The organism is Microcoleus sp. B5-D4 (assembly GCF_036705145.1).
Classification (GTDB): domain Bacteria; phylum Cyanobacteriota; class Cyanobacteriia; order Cyanobacteriales; family Microcoleaceae; genus Microcoleus.
On record NZ_JAUBTV010000034.1, the window covers coordinates 1 to 23781 of the forward strand.

The following is a 23781-nucleotide window of genomic DNA, read 5'->3' on the forward strand; positions in this document are numbered from 1 at the left end:
ACCCGTTCATCGTAACGATGGTTATAACTACTCGTTTGCATGAGATTGTCATAAAATGTCTAAAAAAGCAGTAAGAGATTTTCGATATGAAACTGCAAGCAAATTTAGTCGTTTTGAGTGCTTGCAATACTGGAGAAGGCAGAATTACCGGGGATGGCGTGATTGGCTTGTCGCGCGCTTTGATTTCAGCAGGAGTGCCGAGTGTAATTGTTTCTTTATGGGCGGTTCCCGATGCGCCGACATCGGAATTGATGCAGTCGTTTTACCAAAACTTGCAAAATAATCCCGACAAAGCACAGGCATTGCGGCAAGCGATGTTAACCACGATGAAAACTCATCCCCAGCCGCGAAATTGGGCGGCATTTACTCTTATTGGGGAATCAGAGTAAGTTTTTATCAATAGCGAATCAGCTCAATGTTTTTCTACTAAATTTTAATCGCAATCGTTTGTTTTTACAGCACTTTTGCAGGTTTATCTGAAGCTGTCATCTGCCCAGTCCTCCCGCCCACCCGGTAGTCCTTAGCGGGAATGAATTCCACGGGGCTTATAGCGAAAGTCCTCGCTATGAGGACTAATACCAAATCTAACTTAAATACCCTCTTTATTTCTTAGTCTGCGGAGGCAGACTTCGTGTGTGTAGTAGCGGTTTCAACCGCCGAATCATCAAGGGGGTGGAAAACCCGGACTTTTCTTCTGGGTCCTCATAGCGAGGACTTTCGCTTTGAGGCAGGGGTTAAAACCCCTGCCGGACTATCGGTTTAACTTTTTCTAGGGCTGGAGATTCTTCGTTTCACTCAGAAGGACAGAACTACGTCCCAATGCGTAAGTCCTGATATTCACATACGTTGCACTTTCCCGCAATCAAGTTTGCACCTGATACTTCATCAACTCTGTGGGTAGAACGAATGATTTTTTGATCTGAGCTGCTTAAGATTTAAGTAAAGAATGAATCTAATTAGAACAGAGTTTGAACCTACAATTCCTAACTTGGCACCATTAACTAACAAGAGAGTCGAACATTATGACAAGATCTGCTGGTCAAAATCACAAAATTCTGCTTGTAGAAGATGACGCCCCCGTCCGCACTCTCGTCTACCGCTTTTTGAACCAGACATATCAAGTACAAGTTGCGGCAGACGGCAAAACAGCTCTCGAAATTTTTGAGGAATTCAACCCAGTTCTGGTGATCTTGGATTGGAATTTACCTGACACAACTGGGTATAAACTCTGCCAAGAAATGCAGAGTCAAACTAATGTTTTAGTCGCGATTCTGAGCAGCCGCACCGGCCAAGAAGATCGGATTAAAATCATGAAAGCAGGTGCCGATGATTTTATTTGCAAACCGTTTACTCTTGAAGAATTGGCAGTGAGAGTAGAAGTCTTGTTGAGGCGGGCGAGATCCGTTAGTCCGCGCCGCCTTGTCTTCGGTCAACTAGCGATCGATTTAGTGAGTAGGGAGGTGAGATTGCAGGAGAAAACTTTGACTCTAACAGCCTTAGAATTTAAGCTATTAAATTTTTTGGCAACTCATGCGGGTGAATCTTGGAGCCGCCAACAGCTAATCGAAAAAGTTTGGGGCTGGAAATCTAATTATGCAGCAGAAGAACGAGTGGTGGACGTGCATATCGGCCACATTCGCAGGAAAATGGCTAAAGTCGATGGGGCTGTTCCGAATTTTATTAAAACTATTCGGGGATACGGTTACACTTTCGCTCCGAGCGCTCGGAGTAACAAGGTAGTTTGTAATTGAAACAGTCCTGCCTTAAGAAGGAGGACTTTGAACCATCTTCCCCTCTTTATTAAGGGGGCAAGGGGAGATATAAGGGCTAATTAAAAGACAGTTACTCGCTTTCTTGAACTTTGAAATATTCGCAATAGAGTCAAAAATTATGACGATATCTACCGCTCGAACTTCCAAAATTCTGGTTGTAGAGGATGACGCCCCCGTCTACAATCTTGTCTTCGGTGAACTAGCGATCGATTTAATGAGTAGAGAGGTGAGATTGAAAGAGAAAACTTTAGCTCTCACACCTTTAGAATTTCAGCTATTGCATTTTTTAGCCATTCATTCGGGTAAAGCCTGGAGTCGCCAACAGCTAATCGAAAAAGTTTGGGGATGGAAATGCAATGACGCACGAGACGAGCAAGTGGTGGACGTGTATATCCGTCTGATTCGCAGGAAAATGGCTAAAGTCGATGCCGCAGTGCCGAATTTCATTAAAACTACTCAAGGATACGGTTACATTTTCAATCCGATCGCTCGGAATCACACGGTAGTTTCTAATTGAAGAATCATCATTATGAGATCATGTAAATTGAACACCGCTATAGTCTGGTCAATTTACCTACTGTATTTTTATGCCGACCGATGAAAGCAAAGCCACGATCGCGACAAGCAGATTACAGAGTACGATCGGGATACTAACCCTTACCGCGAAACTGGCGGCTGCAAAACTTTAGCATCCTTTGCTATTTCCGCTGACTCCAAAACCTCCTCTAAAACCGGAGAAGGAATCGGCACTTCTTCAACTACCTGATGCTTTTCCAAAGTCAAGCGAGACTGCGACGAACCAGACAATCTTTTCAACAATTTCGGTGTCGGATCGTACAGCAAATAAATAATTCGATCGCCTGCTTGCCAAATCTGGGTTGCCGACACTACTTGCAAATACCCCTGCCTTTCCAGCAGCAGCGGCACCAACTCCCCGGCTTGAACCAAAGCTTGCAAGTGAGCAATCTGAAACTGCAATCCCTCACTTTTTAACTCAGTTTCCCCCAATTTTACTTCGCCGTCGCTCAAATATTCGTTCCAATCCTTCAGCGACAAATCGGAGACAAAAGCTTGATTGATTTTAGCCTGATTTGCAGGCGTATTTGTTTGCGGATCTTTGGGGAATATTGCCAAAACTCTCGGCGGTGCAAACTCTTCGGCTGCTCGCTGAGCTAACACTAAGTTTACCTCGCCATTGTTAGTCATTGCCAAAAAAGTTCCCATCGATTCCAGTCCGGCTTCTTCTAACACGCTGTGGTCGAGAGCACTGCTCAAAAACACCCGCAAACCCTCTCGTTCTGCTTGTTCGCAAGCTTCGGGATTTGTGTCGATAATTGCCACCGATTCTCCGCGTTCTTGAAACAAGCGAGCAATTAATCTGCTCAAAGGATTTGACCCTACAATTGCTGCACCAGTTGCCGATTTTGAGGTGATGCCCAACAGTTGAGCGATCCGGCCGGCGGTTAGTCCCTGGACGAAAACTGTCATAATAATTGTTAGGAAAACTAAGGCTTTAATCGAGTCGCCACCGTTGATTCCCCGCTGGGTGAGCAAAATTGCAAATAAAGATGCGATCGACGCTGAGACAATTCCCCTCGGCGCTACCCAACAAACAAATAATTTCTGTCGCCAATTTAGTCCGCTGTTCCAAGTACACAACCAAACATTGATCGGCCGCACTACCCACATTAAAGCTAAAACTGTAAACAAACTTCCCCAACCGAGGGCGACCACACTAGCGAGGGATAAATCGGCCGCCAGCAGCACGAACAGCATGGAAATAGCCAGGACTGTGAGTTGCCCTTTAAACCTCCTCAGCAGCCTTTCTTCGGGCACAGCAGCGGCTCTGAGGACGATGCCGGAGAGGACTGTTGCCATCAGTCCCGATTCGCTGCGGATTTCTTCTGCTAAGCCGAAAAATCCCCACAAACCGGCTAAAACTACTAAGTTTTTGAGGTCTTCTGAGAGAAATTGCGATCGCTTGAGAATGAATCCCAGCAGCCAACCTCCCGTAACTCCGATGACTGCGCCAACTAATAGTCGCACGATTAAATCTCGGAACAAAACCAGCAAATCAGCATTGCCGTTCAAAATAATATTCAGCACCAATACTGCCAGAATTGCCCCGACAGGATCGATTAAAACGCCTTCTGCTTCTAGCAAGGCGGCAACTTGTTTGTCAACGGATACTTGTTTGAGCAAAGGGCCGATTACTGTCGGGCCTGTGACGACTACTAGAGAAGCATACAGAAATGCGATCGGCCAGGGAAATTCTCCCAACCAGTGTGCGGCCATTCCGCCGCCTATGAGCGTAATTAAAGTGCCTACCGTAACTAAATTGCGGATGCTGCCGGAAAGTTTGCCTAAATCTCGCAATTCCAAATTCAAGCCGCCTTCAAAGAGAATTAAAGCTACGCAAAGGGATACCATAACTTCCAAACCGCTGCCCAGCAGATTCGGGTGCAGCACTCCCAAGCAGTCTGGGCCGGCTAAAATGCCAAACAACAGCAAAAAGACGATCGCCGGAACTTTCAGATAAGCGGCCAGAACTTGAGCGCTGATGCCACAGATGACGGTCATGACCATCAACAGGGTGATGTTAAAGGAGATTTCCATAGATATAATTGTTACAGGCTGCCCGCTTAGTTTTAAATGTGCGATCGCGGGTAATTTGAGTGCAGGCGCTATTTTCGGCGCAGCTTACAAACTCGGCACGGCCCTGGATTTTTCCCAATAAGATTAAAAAACCTTGATAGTCGCTATAACTTTATCAGATAATTCTCTTGGCGTCAAAGATGGCAGCTAGCTGTAGCTAAGCCAGAAATTGTCTGTTATTTTCCAGAGTCCGATGGGGATGCGGGCACAGAGGGAGAGGATTTGACGAATTTTGATGGGGAGTCAATCGATTTTAGATTTTAGATTTTAGATTTTAGATTTTAGAATTGAAGTATTGACCCCACGGATAAATTCGGGGGGCAAGTTTCATCGGATAAGCTGTTGCGGCATTTAAATGGTATGTCAAAAATTTTTAAAGTCTTGTGGGGTGGGCGTCCCGCCCGCCCTCAATCTACAATTTAAATGCGCGACAGCTTACAGGTTTTTTATTTCACCGGTCCTGAGTCTGCTTTCGGAATGAATCCGGGGGCTTGTATCCTAGATGCTTGATTGTCAATCTCCAATCAAAAAGCTCACATCTCAAATCGATCGCCGCCAGACTCATCTTTAGAGTAGTTTCCATCTAAAAAACTCTAAAATCCCAAGATTCATCTGTAGAGTCAATCTAAAATCTAAAATCTAATCGATCGCCCTCAGACTCATCTTTAGAGTAGAGTTCCCATCTAATATTATGTCCGGTCGATTACCCCTAATAAGGTAGGGGCGGGTTCACCAACAATACCGGCCAATAATTGACCATCTCAAAAACCCGCCCTTTTAATCGCGGTCACTCGATCGGACATGATATAAAATCTAAAATCGCAAGATTCATCTGTAGAGTCAATCTAAAATTTCAAATCTATAATCGAGTGGCATTCTGCCACCTGCGAAAAAACTCCGATAGAATGGTCGGCGAAATTCGCCCTTCCAGCCAATCTAAAGCCTGGTTTTGGTTTGGTGCTGCCCGATAAAATTTGCACGCATCTATCAGCCGAATCGGAGAATTAGTGACTATAGATTGAGAGCGCCATTTTTGTGCAAACTCGTTAATAATAGCCGGAGAAATTTGTTTTTGCAGCCAATCTAAAGCTTGGTCTTGTTGTGCTAAACCGCGATAAAATTTGCCCACATCTATCAATCGCAAATTACTGTCTTGAGGTAAGGTAGTTGCCCGCCATTTTTGAGCAAAGTCCGCTAAAACAGAGGTAGGAACCTGACTTTGCAGCCAAATTAAGGCAGTATCTTGGGTAGCCTTAGCTTGATAAGACGAAAATATCTGAGTCAGCCGCACGTCTGATATGGGAGTGGGAGTCGGAGTGGGAGTCGGCTGCGGAGTGGGTGTCGGCGCTGGAGGGGGGACAACTACTTTGGGAGATTTTCGCATCAAAGCGGCCCAGGTTTTGAGGCTGGCAATGCCGTCTGGATTCAGACCTTGAGATTTCTGAAACGAGATGAGCGCCGCTGTGGTGTTGGCTCCAAATTTACCGTCCATCGCGCCTTGATAGAAACCTTTAATTCTTAATTCCCTCTGGATGTCTGCAACTTTATAACTTACGGCGCCTTCTCGGACGCTTTCATAAATATTGGTGTCTACATTGCCCGATACGCCGGAGACGCTGCCGCTGTCGCTGTACTGCCAAAAAGTCCAAGTTTTCCAGCCGCCGGGAACCCAAGGTTCCTCAGCAGTGGTATAGTGAGCAATCCACAGCGGGTAATCGGCAAACCGTTTTGTCCCCAAGTTGTCCCAGAAAGCGGGGTAAGTGTAGATAATCGGCCGCATCAAGGTGGCTTTTTCGACTGCTTCTAACCAAATTGCGGCTCGATCGCACAATTGATCCACACTCAAACCGCCTGTAGTTTCGATATCCAAGACTGCGGGCAAATCCCCCGCTTCGAGTTTTACAGTTTTCAAGAACAAATCTATTTGTCCTTGAATGCTGCTTGCAGGTCGAAAAAAGTGGTAAGCACCGCGTTGAATCCCCGCCGCTTTCATCGCCGCCCAATTGCGAGCGAAAGTTTGGGCAACGAAGGTTGCACCTTCGGTCGATTTGACAAAACTGAAGGTAATACCATCCCTGGCAACTGCTTGCCAATTGACATTGGGCTGGTAGTCGGAAACATCTATACCGCGAATACTCATATTACAAAGAGTTGAGAAAAGCTGGTTTGCTCTGAAGCAGCGACTCGATTAAGGGTACATTAATTTGTAATGCTAAGTCGCTAATTGTTTTTTTTGGAGGGGAGATGGTGCACATGAACTTCGATCGAATAGAGCCCGGCCCTGGTCAAGAGTCTGTTTGGGATTACCCGCGTCCCCCTCGGCTTGAGGAATCGACCAAACACGTACAGATAATTTTTAATGGAGTGACGATCGCCGACACGCGCCGTCCTCAGCGGGTATTGGAGACCAGTCACCCTCCTGCCTACTATATCTGCCCCGATGACATCAAAATGGAATATTTGCACAAAACTTTACGGGGTTCTTGGTGCGAGTGGAAGGGACAAGCCGGTTATTACACTGTGACCGTAGAGTCGAAAGAAGTAGTCAATGCTGCTTGGTTTTATCCCAATCCTAATCAGGTTTTTGCAGCTATTAAAGATTATGTGGCTTTTTATCCGAGCAAGATGGATGCCTGTTATGTGGACGGGGAATTAGTGCAATCTCAACCAGGGGATTTTTACGGCGGCTGGATTACCAAAGATATTGTCGGCCCGTTTAAGGGAGGGCCAGGAACTTGGGGGTGGTGAGGGAGTTTTGAGTTTTGAGTTGAGGACAGGGGCAGACACCGAGTTTTTTTACCCAAAACCTCGTTACAGCCTCGACCCCGGTTTAAAAACCTGGTTTTTTGAGTTTTTGTGCCCCGTGAATGAGTTGAGGACTCGTGCAGAAACTGGTTTGTTTTACGGCGCAAAAAACCAAGAGTCAAAAATTGAGTAATAATTCAATAAATATAAATCTATAATTGAGTGAGGATGAATCAATACAATGCAGGCACGGCAGAAACTAACGCAGCTTAAATAAATAGTGTAGTAAAGAATACGGTCACTGGTAATAAATAAATAATTATATAATTTAATAGCTGACACTAGCTTTGTTGCTGGTTTATTGTTTATTCGGATCTGCGCTGTGTCTGTTGAATTTATTGAGCCGTCTAACTCGGCAGAAAACTCACCCCAAAATTTATCTTTAGAGTCTACCCTTAAGGATCTGGCTCTATTCAATTTTCAGGTTGACTCCTCATATCTCGCCAAAGAAGTAGCTCGGTTGTTTCAATCTCACCCGCTGCTTCCGGGAGTTATCTTGACCGTAAATGGGGAATTTTTAGGGATGATATCGCGTCGGCGATTTATGGAACGCATGAGCCGCCCTTACGGAGTAGATATATTTGCTTGCAGACCGATTATAGCCTTGTATCAAATAGCTCAAACCGATATTTTGATTTTACCAGGAGTAGCCTTAATTGTCATGGCCGCTCAGCGCTCCGTGCAGCGACCGCCGGAACTGCTTTACGAGCCGATTGTTGTGCAGTTAGAACCTCAAGTTTACCGACTTTTAGACGTGCATCAACTGTGGGTAGCTTTATCCCAAATTCACCAACAAGCTACTTGGTCTATGAGCGAACTTTATTACAATTTATCCCTCACGCAATCCGAGTTAGAAGCAGCTAACTCTCAATTAAAAGCAGCTAATTCCGAATTGTATCGCCTTGCCAACTTAGATGGCTTAACTCAGATTGCCAACCGCCACTGTTTTAACGAATACTTAGAGAAAAAATGGCAAGAATTGGGAGAAGCAGCAGCAGAACTATCTTTGATTTTATGCGATGTTGACTTTTTTAAGACATACAACGATACTTACGGGCATCAGGCGGGAGATGCTTGTTTGCAACAGGTAGCCAAAACTATTGTTGAGGCTGTACATTACTCAGCAGGGGCAGTTTCGGGGGAGACTCTGGTAGCTCGTTACGGAGGTGAAGAATTTGCGGTAATTTTACCCCGCACTTCGTCAGAAATAGCTGTTTGGATTGCAGAGCAAATTCGAGTTTGGGTAAAAGAACTAGAAATCGAACACCTTAATTCAGCGGTGTGTTCTTTCGTGACGCTGAGTTTGGGGGTAGCGAGCACGTTTCCTCAGCCCGAAACTTCCCCGGAAAAACTGCTTGCGGCGGCAGACCGTTCGCTTTATCAAGCTAAAGACCGAGGGCGCGATCGAGTGATTTTAGATTTTAGATTTTAGATTTTAGATTGGAAAAAGTGATCCACGGATTTATCCGTGGGCTGGTTTAATGGTTTCGATCACAGATTGTCTGGCAAATCCCCGATCGACCTGCCGATGCTAGCGAGCAATTTCTCCAAAGCTTTCATCTGCTTGACGGTGAACGTCGGCACATTCTTCCCCAACTCCCAACGGCTGATGGTTTGCGACGAAACGCCAAGCTCTCGGGCCAAATCTTCTTGACTCATCTCCAGTTCTTCCCTGAGCTTCTTCAAATGCGACTCTTCATCTTCAGGTCGCGGAACGGGCTTTTTCGGCATATCCTCGATCGCACATTTTTTATATAAGATGCTTAAGCATCTTGACTAAACAATAAATTGATTAGACAATATGTTTAATAGCCAGTCCAGAACCGTGGAAAGTACAAGGACTGGCTCTAATACCCCTTTGGAAAGGAGCATGAATCGATTATGCCTTACAAACAGCGTCTGAATTCCTGGATTATTGTTCGCCTGCTTCCCAATTTACAAAGAAGCGTCGTGGGTCGGTTTCGCAGTTGGTCGGATGCAGACGGTCAGATCCGCATTTTGCGACAGTTGTTGCCGGAAGCTCGCCTAATAGTCGTGTTCGATCCGGGCGATCGCTCGTAAATTAGTTTTGAGTTTGGAAGCGATCGCCCAACGGTAAGGCGCATAGCTCGAAAGGCGCGATCGCTCCTATTCTCATTTGAAATTTTATCGGACGATCGTCCCGTGCCTACAAAGACTCGCACCAAGCACGTTCTGCCGTCCAGTGTCTGTCCGAAGATTCATAAATCCTCAACCCATCCAACCCGGCATTTTGGATCATCTCCTCAACTTCATCCAGCGTAAATGCTGCTTGCAACGAATCGCTGAATAACTGTTTCTGATGCGCGTTGCAATCTCCTGCATACAGATTGACTAAATTATCCCTGATTTCCGCTTTTTCCGGTCGCAGCAAATCCCGCAAAAAAATTGCTCCCTGCGGCTTCAACACCCGCTTGATTTCCTGCAAAAACGGCAGCGGATCGGGCAAATGGTGGATAATGCTGTTGGAAATCACCATGTCAAAATAACTGTCTGGATACGGCATTGCCTTAGCATCAATTAATTCGAGACTGATTTGCGATCGCACGCCCGCCTTTTCCACATTTTGGGCCCCGACTTTCAGCATATTTGGCGACAAATCAATGCAAGTCAATTTCCATGCTGGCCGGAGTTGACAAAGGGCGATCGGAATTCTCGCCGTACCCGTCCCCGCATCCAAAACGTTTCCAAAAACCGGCCCCAACGCCGCAGCACTCTGAGCAAAAGCAGCATTAACGTCAGCAAAGTCCATCGAATCGTATTCGATCGCCTCTTCCAAGGAATCCATCACTTCCGGTTCCAAAACTCGCTGCATAAAATTTATCTCGTTCTCTGGCATTTCCATATAGAGGCTGAGCTTCGCCTGCAAAAGCTCGACTAACTCCGGTTCCATATATTTGTAATTGTCCGGGATTTGCAGGCAAATAACTTTCTTGCCTTCGAGACTTTCGGGAAATTTGCTGCGAAGTCGATCGCCATGCTTCTTCTCCATCACAAATATCAAATCCGCCCAGCCCAGCAAACCCTCAGTTACTCTAATTCTTGCACCTTTTTCCGTTCCCGCCGATCGCACACTGTAGCCACTAACATTCTCGCATATCTTCTCGGCAGTCAAACTTCTCCACTTATTCTGACTGCACACAAACAATATCTTGGTTTTATCCATCTAGACACAATTACAAAATTCTATGTTTATCGTGGCACGGGCGTCCCGCCTGTGCTTCCAAAGCGGTTAAAAATTTCCTTCTAATTTCCCCCCGCTTGCACCTTGCATACCACAAATACTGTATTTTGTCAAATCTGGCAAAATCTGCGTTACAATTCTTAAACCATAAAATACGGATTTTGCATAAATAATTGTACTTATTACATTTGCGAATTCGTTAATTTTACGATTTTAAAAGCTTTCAGCGTCAAAAAGTAAAATTAGTCATAATGCCCCTGGATTATGAAAATCGTACCACAAGCCTCAAAACAAGTAAATAGGTAAAATAATTGAGAATGAAGTCAATAATTTTGGTCGTCTTTAGATTTGCTTAACAATTGAGAGGTCAAAATAGATCGAACATTTAAAACTAAATCGACTTTTAGATTGTTTTTGCTTATTAAAGTAGCCGGAATTGCCCCGAAGACCGATCGACCCTCAACAATAGATACAGATGCTCGATCGCACAATGGCATCAAACCAAACTTGCTCGAACTCTGCTAGAATTAGTAAAACGAAGTCGTTATGAGTTTGAATAAATAGCTATGACCGAACAAACCGTAGAAAACTTAGTAATTATCGGCTCAGGCCCAGCAGGCTACACCGCAGCAATCTACGCCGGGAGGGCAAACCTGAAACCCGTAGTCTTTGAAGGCTACCAAGCGGGAGGCGTCCCCGGCGGTCAACTGATGACCACCACAGAAGTCGAAAACTTTCCCGGCTTTCCCGAAGGCATCACCGGGCCGCAACTGATGGATCGGATGAAAGCTCAAGCAGCGCGCTGGGGTGCCGAATTATACACAGAAGATGTAATTTCGGTGGATTTGACCAAGCGTCCGTTTACAGTGCGATCAGAAGATAGAGAAATCAAAACCCACACGATAGTAATCGCTACAGGCGCGACGGCGAAAAGGCTGGGGCTGCCTAGCGAACACGTATTTTGGAGTCACGGCATTTCTGCCTGTGCGATTTGCGACGGTGCTACCCCAATTTTTAAAGGAGTAGATTTAGCTGTCATCGGCGCGGGCGACACAGCAGCGGAAGAATCTATTTATTTGACAAAATACGGCTCTCACGTACATATGCTGGTGCGGCGCGATCAAATGCGCGCCAGCAAAGCCATGCAAGACCGAGTGCTGAGCAATCCCAAAATTACCGTGCACTGGAACACCGAAGCAGTGGATATTTTGGGCGAAGCGGGTGGCAAAATGGACGGGGTGAGACTTAGAAATATCGTGACCGGCACTGAGAGCGATTTGCTGGTGAAAGGATTGTTTTACGCGATCGGTCACACTCCCAACACTCAACTGTTCCAAGGTCAGTTAGAACTCGACGAAGTAGGCTATATCGTTACCAAACACGGTTCGGTAGAAACCAGCGTCGAGGGAGTTTACGCCGTCGGCGACGTGCAAGACCACGAGTTTCGCCAAGCAATCACCGCCGCCGGTAGCGGTTGTATGGGGGCGATGCTGGCAGAACGTTGGCTGTCAGTTAACGGTTTAACGCAGGAATTCCATCAAACCGAGGCATCCGAGCAACCCACAGCAGCGCCGGAAGCTCCAAAAGTACGCAAAACCAGCGAGAACTTTGATATCCAAGACACGCGCCACGAAGGAGGTTATGCTTTGCGGAAGTTGTTCCACGATAGCGATCGACTGATTGTGGTCAAATATTCCGCTCCGACTTGCGGCCCTTGCCACAGCCTTAAGCCGATTTTGAGCAAAGTAGTAGATGAGTTCGAGGGCAAAATCCACTACGTGGAAATTGACATCGAAGAAGATCCAGAAATTGCTGAAAATGCTGGCGTAATTGGTACGCCGACGATTCAGTATTTCAAAGACAAAGCTTTGGTGACTGAGCTCAAGGGAGTTAAGCCGAAAAGCCAGTACCGCGAGTTAATTGCTAGTAATTTGTAGAAAGGCAAATTAGTGAAGACTTTTTAACCGCAGATATCAGCGGATGAACACAGATAAACGCAGATAAGATTACATCTGCGTTTATCTGCGTTCATCTCCGGTTAAAAAGTCTTCCTATGGTTTTCGGTAAATATTGATATGCTGATGAAAACAAATCTGACGCACGAATTATCAATTATGGCTCAAAGCCGCCTCCGACTGCCGCGATTTCTCAACAGTGCCTCACCGTCAAGCCTGTCAATGAAAATGATGTGGGCAGGTTTGACAATAACTGCCGTGTTTATATTGGTAGCAACCTTGTCTCCAGCTATGCAAGCTTGGGGATGGCTGCAAAATCCTACCGAGGCTTTGAGTAACCCCATCCACGAACCGCCGTCGGCGAATTATTGGTTTGGTACTAGCCGCAGCGGCTACGATGTGTTTTCCCGCACGCTGTTTGCTTCTCGCGCTGCTTGGCAAGTGGTAATTTTAGCCACATCTTTGAGTTTGTTTATCGGTGTGCCGCTGGGTTTGGTTAGCGGTTATTTGGGCGGTAAGCTCGATCGAGTGTTGTTATTTTTAATGGATACAATTTATACTTTGCCGGGGCTGCTGCTGTCTTTGACGTTAGCGTTTGTAGTGGGAAAAGGAGTTTTGAATGCTGCGATCGCCCTGAGCATTTCCTACATCCCTCAATACTACCGCGTCGTCAGGAATCACACCGTCAGCGTCAAAACCGAATTGTTTGTCGAAGCCGCGCGAGCAATGGGTGCTGACACTTGGACAGTGCTTTCGCGCTACCTGTTTCTGAATGTGATTCAGAGCGTACCGGTGCTGTTTGCGCTCAACGCTGCCGATGCAATTTTAACATTAGGAGGTTTGGGATTTCTCGGATTAGGACTTCCAGAAGCAACTCCCGAATGGGGCCACGACTTGCGTTTAGCTTTAGATGCGCTACCTACTGGCATTTGGTGGACAGCTTTGTTTCCCGGTTTGGCGATGACTTTAATGGTAGTGGGATTGTCTTTGGTGGGAGAAGGATTAAACGAGTTTGTGAATCCTCGCCTGCGGAATCAGCAGTAATTTTTCTGTAGCACAATCTCAAAAAACCAAACACCCAGATTCCGGACTTCTTTGAGAAGTCGGGAATCTAACGAAAAAGCGTTTTAGGTTTAATGAAAACGACCTACTTATCCAAGAAACACCAAGTATAGTTAAGGAGGCGAAATCATGAAAAATGTTCCACGCATAGAATATCTAAAAGTCCAAAATTACCGAGCTTTACATAATCTAGAACTTAAAAATATTACTCCATTAACCGTCTTCTTAGGACCAAATGGCAGCGGAAAATCAACTATTTTTGATGTTTTCGCTTTCCTGTCCGAATGTTTCACCGAAAGCCTCAGAAAAGCATGGGATAGACGAGGCAGATTTCGAGAATTACGCACCAGAGATAGTACAGGCTGTATCATCATTGAATTAAAATATCGAGAGACATCAAAATCACCGTTAATCACCTATTATCTCGCCATAGATGAAGAAAATAATCGTCCTTTTATCGCTGAAGAATGGTTACAGTGGAGACGAGGAGGTCAAGGTAAACCTTTTCGCTTTTTAGATTTCAAAAAAGGCGAAGGACAAGTCATTAGTGGCGCAACTCCTGATGAAGAAGGCGAAAGGATAACCGAACAACTAGCATCATCTGAATTATTAGCAGTAAATACATTAGGACAATTTGCCAAACATCCTCGCGTCAGCGCATTAAGACGCTTTATTACAGGTTGGTATTTATCCTATTTAACCGCAGATAATACCCGCAGCCTTCCCGAAGCAGGTGCACAGGAAAGATTGTCCCCCACTGGTGACAATTTACCTAATGTTATCCAATACCTAAAAGAACAACATCCCCAACGGTTAGAACAAATACTAAAAACCCTTTCTGCTCGTATTCCACGCCTCGAAAAAGTCGAGGCTCTTGTCATGCAGGATGGCAGACTTTTGTTGGAAATTAAAGATGCTCCTTTTTCTCATCCCATTTTGGCAAAATATGCCTCCGATGGTACGTTAAAACTCTTAGCTTATTTGACAGTTTTATTCGATCCCAATCCCCCGCAATTAGTGGGAATAGAAGAACCAGAAAATCATTTGCATCCGCAATTATTACCTCAGCTTGCAGAAGAATGTCGTTCGGCTTCGGCGAATACTCAATTAATGATAACAACCCATTCTCCCTTTTTTGTAGATCGTTTAAAACCAGAAGAATTATGGGTATTATATAGAGATGAAAAAGGTTATACTCAAGCCAAAAAAACCGCCGATATGCCGGGAATCAAACAATTCATAGAAAACGGTTCGTTACTCGGATCGCTGTGGATGGAAGATTTCTTTGATGTGGGAAATCCCCTCAAAAATGCGGGTGTACCGCAATGATTTTAACCTGAAACTTATGAGGAGGCGAGCATTTTGCATCTTGAGTTTTTAGTGGAAGAAGCATCCCTAGAATCAGCTTTAACCCAGCTTTTGCCCAAAATTTTGCCATCGACTGTTACCTATAAAATTCATGCTTTTCGAGGGAAAACAGATTTACTGGCTAAATTGCCTAACCGTTTGAAAGGTTATCAAGCATGGCTTCCGCCTGATTGGAAAATTGTTATTTTAATAGATGAAGATCGAGAAGATTGTCTCAAATTAAAACAACAACTAGAAATAATGGCAATATCATCGGGATTAATCACTAAATCTTCCTGTCAAAAAGATAAATCATTCCAAGTCTTAAATCGAATTGTAGTTGAAGAATTAGAAGCGTGGTTTTTCGGCGATGTTGAAGCAATTCGCCAAGCTTACCCTAAAGTCTCTCCCAATTTAGCTAATCAAAAAAAATATCGAGAGCCTGATGCTATCAAAGGAGGCACCTGGGAGGCTTTAGAAAGAGTATTACGGAACGCTGGATACCATCAGGGAGGACTAGAAAAATATAAAGCCTCTAGCGAAATTTCTAAATATATGAATCCTGAATCAAATCTCTCTAAAAGCTTCAAAGTCTTTTATCAAGGTTTATTAGAAATCATCAATAGTAAGCAGGTATAATCAACTTTATAGACAATTTTCGCTCTCGTCATTGCTGACCTAGGAGGGCGATAAATAATTTAGAGCTCAAACCTAGATCCGCGCTTTCGGAGGACACGCTGTAAATAAATGTAACAAAAGTTTTAGCGATCGCACCAGCGTCCTACCCTTCCCTTGTTTAAGCCTCCTGCAGTTTATGCCCTCTCTAACAATAGCAAGCACATCGCTAACTGGATAAGTTTTTCTTCCCTGGGGGAGTTATCATCGGCCGACAGTTGCAGCAACGCCCGCTGTGGCTTTTGTTTCGTCTGCTTGAAATTATCCAGACAATTCGGGAATGCTATCTAAATTTAATTAAAGGGGTTTATCGAATCTTCACACTGTCACGATATATTTAAAGGAATCGTGAAGTTATACTTCCGGGAGATGGCTAATTGTATTGTTTGTGAGAGAAACGTGCGATCGCGCAAGTGCGAACCGAAAGCCAAAAAATTTAGAGAAGTCCGCAGCCGAGAGTGGCGCGGTGGCTTAACTCTCAGTAGAATTTATCCTGGTGGTTTTTGCCACTGACGCGACAAACTCGTGTCGAACTGCTTAAATAAGAATGTGACGTTAAGAACTTAATGTGATTTAACGTCAAAATTAAAGCCAATTTCTGAGATTTGAGCTAACTTAACAATTAAAGCCCCTGTTGCACTACTCAACCCGCAACGCTTCATAGGGGGTCAGAGTCGGTCTCTAATCCAGAGTGGCCGGCTTAAAACTAAAGCTACGAGCTTTATTCAATCGCAGATTGCGTATGATTCAATTCAGGGAAACAGGGTAATGATGGGTGTATCTACACGGATTGTATTGGTTCCAATTTGGGCAACTCAAAAATTGTCTGCTAACTGTCTGGCCAACTACGCCGCAGCCGTTCACCCAGATATACGCAGAAAACAGCGCCGTTCGATCGTGCCAAAGTTTTTGCGGGCCGTTCTCAGGATTTAGCAGAGCCGGACATGAGTTAGTATTGTCAAGCTAAGCTGACAGAGTTTTCCTAGTTCTTGATAAACAATGGAAAACAACTTCCATTTTTTGTGAGAAAGGCTACAATCGGGAAGGTCTTGGCAAGATCCGATTCTCCCCTTTTGGTGCTTCAACCCTCTGCTGTTGCATTTGAGGCAGCAGACCGACATCCAAGGTGGCGAAAATTTGCCGTGCAACTGTCATGTCTGACAACCAGAGTGAAAGCAAGGCGAATCAAAAGTTCGATACCTCCAATACAAAAGTTAGAGGGTTCCGTGCGGGAAAACTTGTACGGGTAAAAGCTCGAAGTACCGAGTAAAAAAGCCAGTATTTTTGGAAGTGCGATCGATCGCACTTCATGGTTTGCTTCTGTGGGCAAGGTATCGCAGATGATGTGGTAACTCGTTCCGAAAGAAAAAGCCGCTAGCTCAATTCAAGGTCGCGATGTTAAAATTTGCGATCGATTGAATGCGTTGCCTGCTTCAAGCCAGAACTCGAACTGTGACTCATAAAACAGGTGCTGTTTCGGTAACAGATTCAGCTAGCAGACCGAAAATCCCACTATTTTTTCCTGCGGGAATGTCAATACTGGCTAACTTGTCTAAACTACAAACAGACACTATTCCACTGTTATTTATTCTTTAATTCAGGAGCATGAGGAAGACGGCATGATCCAGGCTAACACCGTACTCGAAACCACAATTACACCGGAAATGGAAACAATCGAGTTGCTTCGGGGCGCCGAAAGCGTTCTACCTGAGAGCGAGTTAGAGCTCTTTATCGACGAAGAAGACGATCGAGAAGAATTCTTAGACTCTCAATCTGAGGAAGACCCTAAATCTGGCAAAGGCGCCAAAGCCCGCCGTCGGGCACAGGCAAAGAAAAAGCATTATACTGAAGACTCTATTCGTCTTTACCTGCAAGAAATCGGTCGGATTCGACTGCTGCGAGCTGACGAAGAGATTGAACTAGCGCGCAAAATTGCAGATTTGCTGGAATTAGAGCGAGTTCGAGAACAACTTCTCGAAGAGTATAACCGCGAACCCAAAGACAGCGAATGGGCTAATGCTGTAGATATGGCACTTCCTGCATTCCGTCACCGACTCCACGTCGGCCGTCGGGCCAAGGAGAAAATGGTGCAATCTAACCTGCGTTTGGTGGTGTCGATCGCCAAAAAATACATGAATCGCGGTTTGTCTTTCCAAGATTTGATTCAGGAAGGCTCTTTGGGTCTGATCCGGGCTGCTGAAAAATTCGATCACGAAAAAGGCTACAAGTTTTCTACCTACGCAACTTGGTGGATACGTCAAGCCATCACCCGGGCAATCGCCGACCAATCCCGCACTATCCGCCTACCGGTTCACCTTTACGAAACCATCTCGCGGATCAAGAAAACTACCAAACTCCTGTCTCAGGAAATGGGTCGCAAGCCTACGGAAGAAGAAATTGCTACCCGCATGGAAATGACGATCGAGAAGTTGCGGTTTATCGCTAAGTCCGCACAGTTGCCCATCTCTCTAGAAACTCCGATCGGCAAAGAGGAAGATTCGCGTCTGGGAGACTTTATTGAATCTGACGGGGAAACACCAGAAGATCAAGTCTCGAAAAACTTGCTCAGGGAAGACTTGGAAAGCGTTTTGGATACTCTCAGCCCCCGAGAACGAGATGTACTGCGGCTGCGTTACGGCTTAGATGACGGACGGATGAAGACCTTGGAGGAAATTGGTCAAATCTTTAACGTCACTCGTGAGCGGATTCGCCAAATCGAGGCTAAAGCTCTGCGGAAGTTGCGCCATCCCAACCGGAACAGCATCTTGAAAGAATATATCCGCTAGAGTAATTTGCTAGCATCACCCGAAAGAGTGATTATCACTCTTTTGGGGGGGGGGGAACCCCCCGACCCGGTTTGAGCTAGAGCTGTTAAATTTTGTGCTGCTAACTGCAGGGAGCAATTGGCTATTTGTGGCCCAAATCGCGCTGCCAAAATTTAGGGAGTCCGTTACGGAACTCCCAAGCTTTGCATTGTCACAAAAGTCTTAACTAGAAAATTACATCAGGCCCCAAAAGTGAAGCACGCCTTGACCGGAAACCAATTCGATGATGACAGCGGCAGAGAAACCAATCATCGCCAAACGACCGTTCCAATTTTCGGCTCCTTCGCTGAAGCCCCAGTTCCAAGCGTTGCGTTTTTGTTCTTGCATAGTGCGAACTCCTTTCGTTAACTTTTGTAAGGCTTATGTAAATAAATATAACAGTGACTTGAAAAAAGTGCAAGCTTGTGATGAGTGATATCGGTCACAACGGTCGATCGACCTTGATGATTTTGCCTAACGAGGAAAAATAGCCAACTCGGTATCAGGGTCAAACAAGTGAATCTTGTCGTGGGCGATAGCCAACCAAAGCTCCTCGCCAACTCGGATCGATCGCTCAGGAGGAACCCGCACTTGCATCCGCACGGCTGGAGCATCCGTCAAACAAACCCCCAAATAAGTTTCGTGTCCCAAAGCCTCTACAATTTCCACTTGTACCGAAATATTTTTGGTAGCCGGAGGGTTAATGCTCAGATGTTCCGGCCGAATGCCCAAAATCAGCCTTCGCCCGTCATATTGTTGTAGACTTTTTGCCCAAATATCGGGTAAAGTAAAGCGAAATTGCGGGTGAGAAATCAACAGCGGAGCACTAAATTCCACAGACAAAAAATTCATCGGCGGAGAACCGATAAACTCAGCCACAAACAGATTAGCCGGCTTGTTGTAAAGCTCTAGAGGTTGAGCTACTTGCTGAATCTGGCCGACCTTCATAATAGCAATGCGATCGCCCATAGTCATCGCCTCAGTTTGGTCGTGAGTTACATAAATAGTTGTAGTTCCCAACTGTCGCTGCAACTGCACAATTTGCGATCTCGTTTGGGCCCTCAATTTCGCATCCAGATTCGATAACGGTTCGTCCATCAAAAAAACTTCAGGATTTCTAGCCATCGCCCTACCCAAAGCTACCCGCTGCTTTTGCCCTCCCGAAAGTTGTTTTGGCAAGCGATTTAAAAGAGATTCTATTTGCAATAATTCAGCTACCTCCCGCACTCGTTTTCCTACAGCCTTTTCCCGTTCCGACAAATAGCGCAAACCGGGAGGCAACTTGCGAGTCGCTCCTACCAAAAAATCCTCCCATAAAGCATATATTCGCTCGTTGTTTAAAGTATTAGAAGCTAAATAATTAATAAGCTCTTTTACCTGATTCCTGATTTTTTCTGCCTTCTCCTTGCTTCCTTTTTCTTTTTCTGTCTCTTCTCCCTTCTCTCTGCTCCCTTCTAGCTGCTTCCTTCTAGCTGCTCCCTTTTCCCTTGTTCCTTGTTCCTTCTTCCTTCTATCAGTTACATCCGTTACATCCGTTACAGAATCCGTTGCCGAACTTCCTTCTTCCTTCTCCCTTTCAGAGCGGCGCAATCCAAAGGCGAGATTATCGTAAACTGTTAAGTGAGGATAGAGAGCATAATTTTGAAATACCATAGCGATATTTCGGTCTTTAGGAGGCAAATCGTTAAGGAGCCGATCGCCAACCCAAATATTGCCGGCCGTCAAAACTTCCAAACCGGCGATCGATCGCAGCAAAGTGCTTTTTCCGCAGCCAGAAGGCCCCACCAGCACCATGAATTCCCCATCTTCGACCGTCAGGTTAATGCGCCGCAAAACGCTGTTAGACGCAGGGCGATCGGCTATAGGTGAGACACTTTCTGCGACGGTGTTTGCTTCTTTTTCCTGTTCTCCTTGGCGGAGCGGAAAACTTTTGTAGATATTTTCTAATACAACTTGCGCCATTAAACAATTTTAGATTTTAGATTTTAGATTTTAGATTGGGGAATTGGGAATTGGGAATTGGGCATTGGGCATTGGTAATTGAGATATTCAAGGAAGGAGGAAGTTGGGGAACGAGCAGTGTAAAGGATTTAAATGATTTAACGGATGGATGTTGAAGTCAGAAGTCAGATGGAAGAAGTCAGATTAATTCCTCAATGCCCTGTTTGGCCCATGCCCCATGCCCCATGCCCCATGCCCCATGCCCCATGCCCCATGCCCCATGACTATTGACTGCTGATAACTTTGATGATTCTTTCACCCGGATTGAGGTCAAAAACTCGATCGCCCGCAGCATCTTTCCCCCAAAAAGCTATAGCATCAATAGTCGATCGCAGCAGGCGGCCAGAATTAGTAAAAAGTTTGACATCCGTACCCGGAACAGCCTGCAGCAAGCCAACTAAAGCATCTTTAGGCTCTGCGAAGCGAAAAGCTTGAGTGCCAATTTCCCCCCGGTTAGTAAGTCTGACAGAACCTGCCGGCATTCGTTTTGCCCAACCCAACTCGGAAAATAGTACCAGACTGTCGTCCGGGTAAAGAGTGATGCAACCCACCAACTCTTCCTGCTTCCGCAACCTGGTGACTTGAGAACCCTGGGCCGCGCGGCCCATTGGTGGCAGTTGTTCATCATCAATCTCAAACCGGAGGACTCTGCCTCCTGAAGTTGCGATCGCCACTTGCTCGCCAACTTTACCCAGACTCGCACAGCGCAGCCGATCGTCCTCCTTGAGTTTAACAACAGTAACCCCACGATTAGTCAAATCAGCAAATTCCTGCATCGCCAAGCGCTTAATTTTTCCTTGCTGAGTCAGAGTTACTAAATCTGCGGCTTCCGAATTTTCCGGCAAAATAAAGTGTGCAACTGTGATTTCCGACAAAGCGCGATCGGCACTGTCTTTAGTAGCACTCGGCGACAACAAACTAACGATCGGCGTTCCCCGGTCTTTGGCACTACTACTAGGAATATCGGCCACTTTCAGCGGGTAAGCTTTGCCGTTAGGAGTTAAAACGACCAAAGTGCGATCGGTTTTCGTCAGATTTGCCGTCACAATAAAATCTTCATTTTTTTCTAAAGCTGAAACCGATTTTTCGCGACTTTTCGAGCGTGGCTTTTCCCCAACCGGCAAGCGCCGCACGTACTGCTTGTGCGAAAATTCAACAATAGTTTCCTCTGGCTCTAGAACTGGCAATAAGTTCGGCTGAATCGTTGCCGGCGACAACTGCTTCACCCCAGAATTTTTCTTACCAGCAAATTGTGATTCGGCGTTTGCTGCGCGTGCAGTTCCATTGGCGAATTTAGTGCGGCGGGGGTCAGCGTACTTGCGTTTTAGCGATCGAAATTCCTTCTTTAAAGCCTTCAAAAGTTCGCGCCTGTCGCTCAACAACCGCTGCAATTCTTGAATATTAGCCATCAACTCATCAAACTCAGACTGCAAATTTTGCCTTTCCAAACCAGTCAGCCTACGCATAGGCATCGCCAAAATCGCATCAGCTTGACTTTCGCTCAAATTGAGGCGAACTTGGAAAGTTTGCTTAGCAGTAGAGCCGTCAGGAGAATTTCTGAGAATGTCGATCGCTGTATCGAGATTTGTCAAAGCCAACATTAAGCCTTGGACAATATGACACCGGCGTTCTGCAGCCTGCAACTCGTAATTGTAGCGGCGGGTAAGAGTCACTTCCCGGAAATCCAGAAATTCCTGCAACAATTGTCTGAGCGTCAACTGTCGCGGTTGACCGTTGACAATTGCCAGCAAAATCGCCCCAAAATTTGTTTGTAGGTCAGTTTGTTGGTAAAGGCGAGCGAGAACCGCTTCTGGAGTAAATTCCCGCTTGAGTTCAATCACCACTCGAATGCCTTCGCGATCGCTCTCGTCACGCAAATCAGAAATACCGTCAAGGCGACCAGCATTGACCAACTCCGCCACCTTTTCAATCCAAGCCGCCTTATTTACCTGAAACGGAAACTCCGTCACCACGATCGCCGTTTTAGTACGCACCTTGCGATTACCAGGCACCTCTTCCACCCCGGCCACACCCCTGACCGCAATGCTGCCTCGACCCTTAGTGTAGGCGTCAACAATGCCCTCTGTAGCGACGATTTCCCCTCCGGTTGGAAAATCCGGGCCCGGAATCAGTTCTATCAACTTCTCGTCGGATAGTTCCGGGTTTTCAATCAAAGCAATTAAACCGTCTACCACCTCCCCCAAATTGTGCGGCGGGATATTAGTTGCCATCCCCACAGCAATGCCCGTACAGCCGTTGAGTAACAGAAACGGCAACTGAGCAGGCAGCGCCGTCGGTTCCTGCTGCGAACTGTCAAAGTTAGCAGTAAAATCAACAGTTGCATCGCCTACTTGGGTTAGCATAGCTTCGTGGGCGATCGGTGCTAACCTAGTTTCCGTATAGCGCATAGCAGCCGCCGGATCATTGTCCACCGAACCGAAATTGCCGTGACCCGCCAGTAAAGGATAGCGGCTCGAAAACTCCTGAACCATGCGTACCAGAGCGTCGTAAACCGATTGGTCGCCGTGGGGGTGATATTTTCCCAAAACATCTCCAACTACCCGGGCGCACTTACGGTAAGGTCGGTCTGGCGTCAGACCGAGTTCGTGCATCGCATATAAAATTCGACGGTGAACAGGTTTTAAACCGTCGCGGACATCAGGCAAAGCTCGCCCGACGATCACACTCATGGCATATTCGAGGTACGATTGCTGCATCTCGGCGTGCAGAGGCGTAGAAATTACTTGCCCGGAAAGTAGGTTGAGTTGTTTAGCCATGAGTCCTTGTGTCCGTTAATTCCTGAGTGAAAACAGCCTCTGTCAATAATGCCGAGGTTCCCTGTCTCGATTTAAAAGCCTTTGCCGCAGGCGAACCGAAAGTTCGACCCAACCGCCCAGTTGAAGAATAAAAATAAACTTAACTTGTGAAAGCAGAATCAGAGTCCCGAAGACGGGCAACACTTGCCTCTTACTCTCCACTCTTACCCTAACCTCTATGTTGCCTTCATTTGTGCCTACCTGTCTATTTACCTTCTGCCGTGAGAAGGTTGATTCACAGGAGAACACGGAATGCCCGAAACTCAGAACCTAGTGAGGCTTTAGCTTTTCCTAGGAAAGCGTCACGAGGGACTTGAGTCCCCGTCAATCCATGATAGAATTTAATTGCAATTAGGAATAACCATCTACACGAAGAAATATTCTCTTCAGGAGAAACCCCGCATTGAGCTCGTCTCGGTACAGCCGTAGCGTGGATCAAGCAGCAATGGTTGAAGATCGAGCTTACCGTATTTTGGCAAGCGTGATGAACTCCGAAACTATTAAAAAAGAAAAGTAAGCGGAATTTGAATACCTCTGGTACTGGTACTTGTTCTGAGCGTGTAGAGGCGACTGGACTATGAGTGAAGTCCAAGTTTTGGGCTTATTCAACCATAGAGCGTGGCCCTGACTCGCTGAGAGTGTCAAAAATGCCGATATTGATGAATTCATCACTCAAAAGCTCTCCTG

20 protein-coding genes and 1 pseudogene are annotated in these 23781 nt (G+C 45.9%); 13 read left to right on the top strand and 8 right to left on the bottom strand.

Annotation, left to right across the window (positions count from 1 at the left end; genetic code table 11):
- Positions 1–74 precede the first annotated feature (74 nt).
- The 3 genes and pseudogenes from QUB10_RS17120 to QUB10_RS17130 form a co-directional block, all read left to right on the top strand.
- Positions 75–389, top strand: a pseudogene (locus QUB10_RS17120) (CHAT domain-containing protein); the annotation flags it as partial.
- 633 nt (positions 390–1022) lie between these two features.
- On the top strand, positions 1023–1751 hold the full coding sequence (locus QUB10_RS17125) for a response regulator transcription factor (RefSeq protein WP_333203900.1): 729 nt from the start codon (positions 1023–1025) through the stop codon (positions 1749–1751).
- Between the two features lie 139 nt (positions 1752–1890).
- Positions 1891–2289 (top strand): response regulator transcription factor, encoded by a 399-nt coding sequence (locus QUB10_RS17130; protein ID WP_333203902.1) that lies wholly within the window; start codon positions 1891–1893, stop codon positions 2287–2289.
- A gap of 140 nt (positions 2290–2429) precedes the next feature.
- On the opposite strand, the gene QUB10_RS17135 is transcribed toward QUB10_RS17130, so the two are convergent.
- Positions 2430–4388 (bottom strand): cation:proton antiporter domain-containing protein, encoded by a 1959-nt coding sequence (locus tag QUB10_RS17135; protein WP_333203904.1) that lies wholly within the window; start codon positions 4386–4388, stop codon positions 2430–2432.
- A gap of 898 nt (positions 4389–5286) precedes the next feature.
- Positions 5287–6567: a GH25 family lysozyme gene (locus QUB10_RS17140; RefSeq protein WP_333203906.1), complete on the bottom strand. Its 1281-nt coding sequence runs from the start codon at positions 6565–6567 to the stop codon at positions 5287–5289.
- Between the two features lie 113 nt (positions 6568–6680).
- On the opposite strand from QUB10_RS17140, the gene QUB10_RS17145 reads away from it, so the two are divergent.
- Together QUB10_RS17145 and QUB10_RS17150 are read left to right on the top strand one after the other, a co-directional pair.
- Positions 6681–7175, top strand: coding sequence for a DUF427 domain-containing protein (locus QUB10_RS17145; RefSeq protein ID WP_333203908.1), 495 nt, complete (start codon positions 6681–6683; stop codon positions 7173–7175).
- Positions 7176–7554: 379 nt separating this feature from the next.
- Complete coding sequence (locus QUB10_RS17150) at positions 7555–8664, top strand: diguanylate cyclase domain-containing protein (protein WP_333203910.1); 1110 nt, start codon at positions 7555–7557, stop codon at positions 8662–8664.
- 59 nt (positions 8665–8723) lie between these two features.
- Here the strand turns inward: QUB10_RS17150 and QUB10_RS17155 are convergent, their stop codons facing one another.
- Entirely contained in the window at positions 8724–8963 is a 240-nt protein-coding gene (locus QUB10_RS17155) for a helix-turn-helix transcriptional regulator (RefSeq protein ID WP_172186452.1), read from the bottom strand.
- Positions 8964–9113: 150 nt separating this feature from the next.
- Between QUB10_RS17155 and QUB10_RS17160 the strand changes: the two genes are divergently transcribed.
- Positions 9114–9293 carry a hypothetical protein gene (locus QUB10_RS17160; RefSeq protein ID WP_333203912.1) on the top strand — a complete coding sequence of 60 codons (180 nt, stop codon included), beginning with the start codon at positions 9114–9116 and terminating at the stop codon, positions 9291–9293.
- Positions 9294–9399: 106 nt separating this feature from the next.
- Here QUB10_RS17160 and QUB10_RS17165 read toward each other — a convergent pair whose 3' ends face one another.
- Positions 9400–10416 (bottom strand): methyltransferase domain-containing protein, encoded by a 1017-nt coding sequence (locus QUB10_RS17165; RefSeq protein ID WP_333203914.1) that lies wholly within the window; start codon positions 10414–10416, stop codon positions 9400–9402.
- Positions 10417–11000: 584 nt separating this feature from the next.
- Between QUB10_RS17165 and trxB the strand changes: the two genes are divergently transcribed.
- The 6 genes from trxB to QUB10_RS17195 all read left to right on the top strand — a co-directional run bounded on the left by trxB (position 11001) and on the right by QUB10_RS17195 (position 16406).
- The gene (gene trxB / locus QUB10_RS17170; protein WP_333203916.1) at positions 11001–12371 is read left to right on the top strand and encodes a thioredoxin-disulfide reductase; all 1371 of its coding nucleotides are present in this window, start codon (positions 11001–11003) and stop codon (positions 12369–12371) included.
- Positions 12372–12548: 177 nt separating this feature from the next.
- On the top strand, positions 12549–13433 hold the full coding sequence (locus QUB10_RS17175; RefSeq protein WP_333203959.1) for an ABC transporter permease: 885 nt from the start codon (positions 12549–12551) through the stop codon (positions 13431–13433).
- A gap of 147 nt (positions 13434–13580) precedes the next feature.
- Positions 13581–14780, top strand: a complete 1200-nt coding sequence (locus tag QUB10_RS17180) for an AAA family ATPase (RefSeq protein ID WP_333203918.1) — start codon at positions 13581–13583, stop codon at positions 14778–14780.
- Positions 14781–14813: 33 nt separating this feature from the next.
- A complete protein-coding gene (locus QUB10_RS17185) occupies positions 14814–15437 on the top strand; it encodes a DUF4276 family protein (RefSeq protein ID WP_333203920.1) in 624 nt (207 codons plus the stop codon).
- Positions 15438–15842: 405 nt separating this feature from the next.
- Complete coding sequence (locus QUB10_RS17190) at positions 15843–15986, top strand: hypothetical protein (protein ID WP_333203922.1); 144 nt, start codon at positions 15843–15845, stop codon at positions 15984–15986.
- Positions 15987–16241: 255 nt separating this feature from the next.
- Positions 16242–16406 (top strand): hypothetical protein, encoded by a 165-nt coding sequence (locus tag QUB10_RS17195; protein ID WP_223300711.1) that lies wholly within the window; start codon positions 16242–16244, stop codon positions 16404–16406.
- Between the two features lie 148 nt (positions 16407–16554).
- Here the strand turns inward: QUB10_RS17195 and QUB10_RS17200 are convergent, their stop codons facing one another.
- A complete protein-coding gene (locus tag QUB10_RS17200; RefSeq protein WP_333054807.1) occupies positions 16555–16803 on the bottom strand; it encodes a hypothetical protein in 249 nt (82 codons plus the stop codon).
- A 289-nt stretch (positions 16804–17092) separates the two neighbouring features.
- On the opposite strand from QUB10_RS17200, the gene rpoD reads away from it, so the two are divergent.
- Positions 17093–18259, top strand: a complete 1167-nt coding sequence (rpoD, locus tag QUB10_RS17205; protein WP_190735350.1) for an RNA polymerase sigma factor RpoD — start codon at positions 17093–17095, stop codon at positions 18257–18259.
- 213 nt (positions 18260–18472) lie between these two features.
- Here rpoD and QUB10_RS17210 read toward each other — a convergent pair whose 3' ends face one another.
- The 3 genes from QUB10_RS17210 to QUB10_RS17220 all read right to left on the bottom strand — a co-directional run bounded on the left by QUB10_RS17210 (position 18473) and on the right by QUB10_RS17220 (position 23055).
- The gene (locus QUB10_RS17210) at positions 18473–18625 is read right to left on the bottom strand and encodes a chlorophyll A-B binding protein (protein ID WP_194063436.1); all 153 of its coding nucleotides are present in this window, start codon (positions 18623–18625) and stop codon (positions 18473–18475) included.
- Between the two features lie 126 nt (positions 18626–18751).
- On the bottom strand, positions 18752–20239 hold the full coding sequence (locus QUB10_RS17215; RefSeq protein ID WP_333203925.1) for an ATP-binding cassette domain-containing protein: 1488 nt from the start codon (positions 20237–20239) through the stop codon (positions 18752–18754).
- Positions 20240–20502: 263 nt separating this feature from the next.
- Positions 20503–23055: a DNA topoisomerase (ATP-hydrolyzing) gene (locus QUB10_RS17220; protein WP_333203927.1), complete on the bottom strand. Its 2553-nt coding sequence runs from the start codon at positions 23053–23055 to the stop codon at positions 20503–20505.
- Between the last annotated feature and the right edge of the window lie 726 nt (positions 23056–23781).

Bases quoted from the DNA above. Each gene is read 5' to 3' on its own strand.
- QUB10_RS17125 (WP_333203900.1), top strand. From the start codon at position 1,023: ATGACAAGATCTGCTGGTCAAAATCACAAAATTCTGCTTGTAGAAGAT.
- QUB10_RS17130 (WP_333203902.1), top strand. From the start codon at position 1,891: ATGACGATATCTACCGCTCGAACTTCCAAAATTCTGGTTGTAGAGGAT.
- QUB10_RS17135 (WP_333203904.1), bottom strand. From the start codon at position 4,388: ATGGAAATCTCCTTTAACATCACCCTGTTGATGGTCATGACCGTCATC.
- QUB10_RS17140 (WP_333203906.1), bottom strand. From the start codon at position 6,567: ATGAGTATTCGCGGTATAGATGTTTCCGACTACCAGCCCAATGTCAAT.
- QUB10_RS17145 (WP_333203908.1), top strand. From the start codon at position 6,681: ATGAACTTCGATCGAATAGAGCCCGGCCCTGGTCAAGAGTCTGTTTGG.
- QUB10_RS17155 (WP_172186452.1), bottom strand. From the start codon at position 8,963: ATGCCGAAAAAGCCCGTTCCGCGACCTGAAGATGAAGAGTCGCATTTG.
- QUB10_RS17160 (WP_333203912.1), top strand. From the start codon at position 9,114: ATGCCTTACAAACAGCGTCTGAATTCCTGGATTATTGTTCGCCTGCTT.
- QUB10_RS17165 (WP_333203914.1), bottom strand. From the start codon at position 10,416: ATGGATAAAACCAAGATATTGTTTGTGTGCAGTCAGAATAAGTGGAGA.
- trxB (WP_333203916.1), top strand. From the start codon at position 11,001: ATGACCGAACAAACCGTAGAAAACTTAGTAATTATCGGCTCAGGCCCA.
- QUB10_RS17175 (WP_333203959.1), top strand. From the start codon at position 12,549: ATGGCTCAAAGCCGCCTCCGACTGCCGCGATTTCTCAACAGTGCCTCA.
- QUB10_RS17180 (WP_333203918.1), top strand. From the start codon at position 13,581: ATGAAAAATGTTCCACGCATAGAATATCTAAAAGTCCAAAATTACCGA.
- QUB10_RS17190 (WP_333203922.1), top strand. From the start codon at position 15,843: ATGGCTAATTGTATTGTTTGTGAGAGAAACGTGCGATCGCGCAAGTGC.
- QUB10_RS17195 (WP_223300711.1), top strand. From the start codon at position 16,242: ATGATGGGTGTATCTACACGGATTGTATTGGTTCCAATTTGGGCAACT.
- rpoD (WP_190735350.1), top strand. From the start codon at position 17,093: ATGATCCAGGCTAACACCGTACTCGAAACCACAATTACACCGGAAATG.
- QUB10_RS17210 (WP_194063436.1), bottom strand. From the start codon at position 18,625: ATGCAAGAACAAAAACGCAACGCTTGGAACTGGGGCTTCAGCGAAGGA.
- QUB10_RS17215 (WP_333203925.1), bottom strand. From the start codon at position 20,239: ATGGCGCAAGTTGTATTAGAAAATATCTACAAAAGTTTTCCGCTCCGC.
- QUB10_RS17220 (WP_333203927.1), bottom strand. From the start codon at position 23,055: ATGGCTAAACAACTCAACCTACTTTCCGGGCAAGTAATTTCTACGCCT.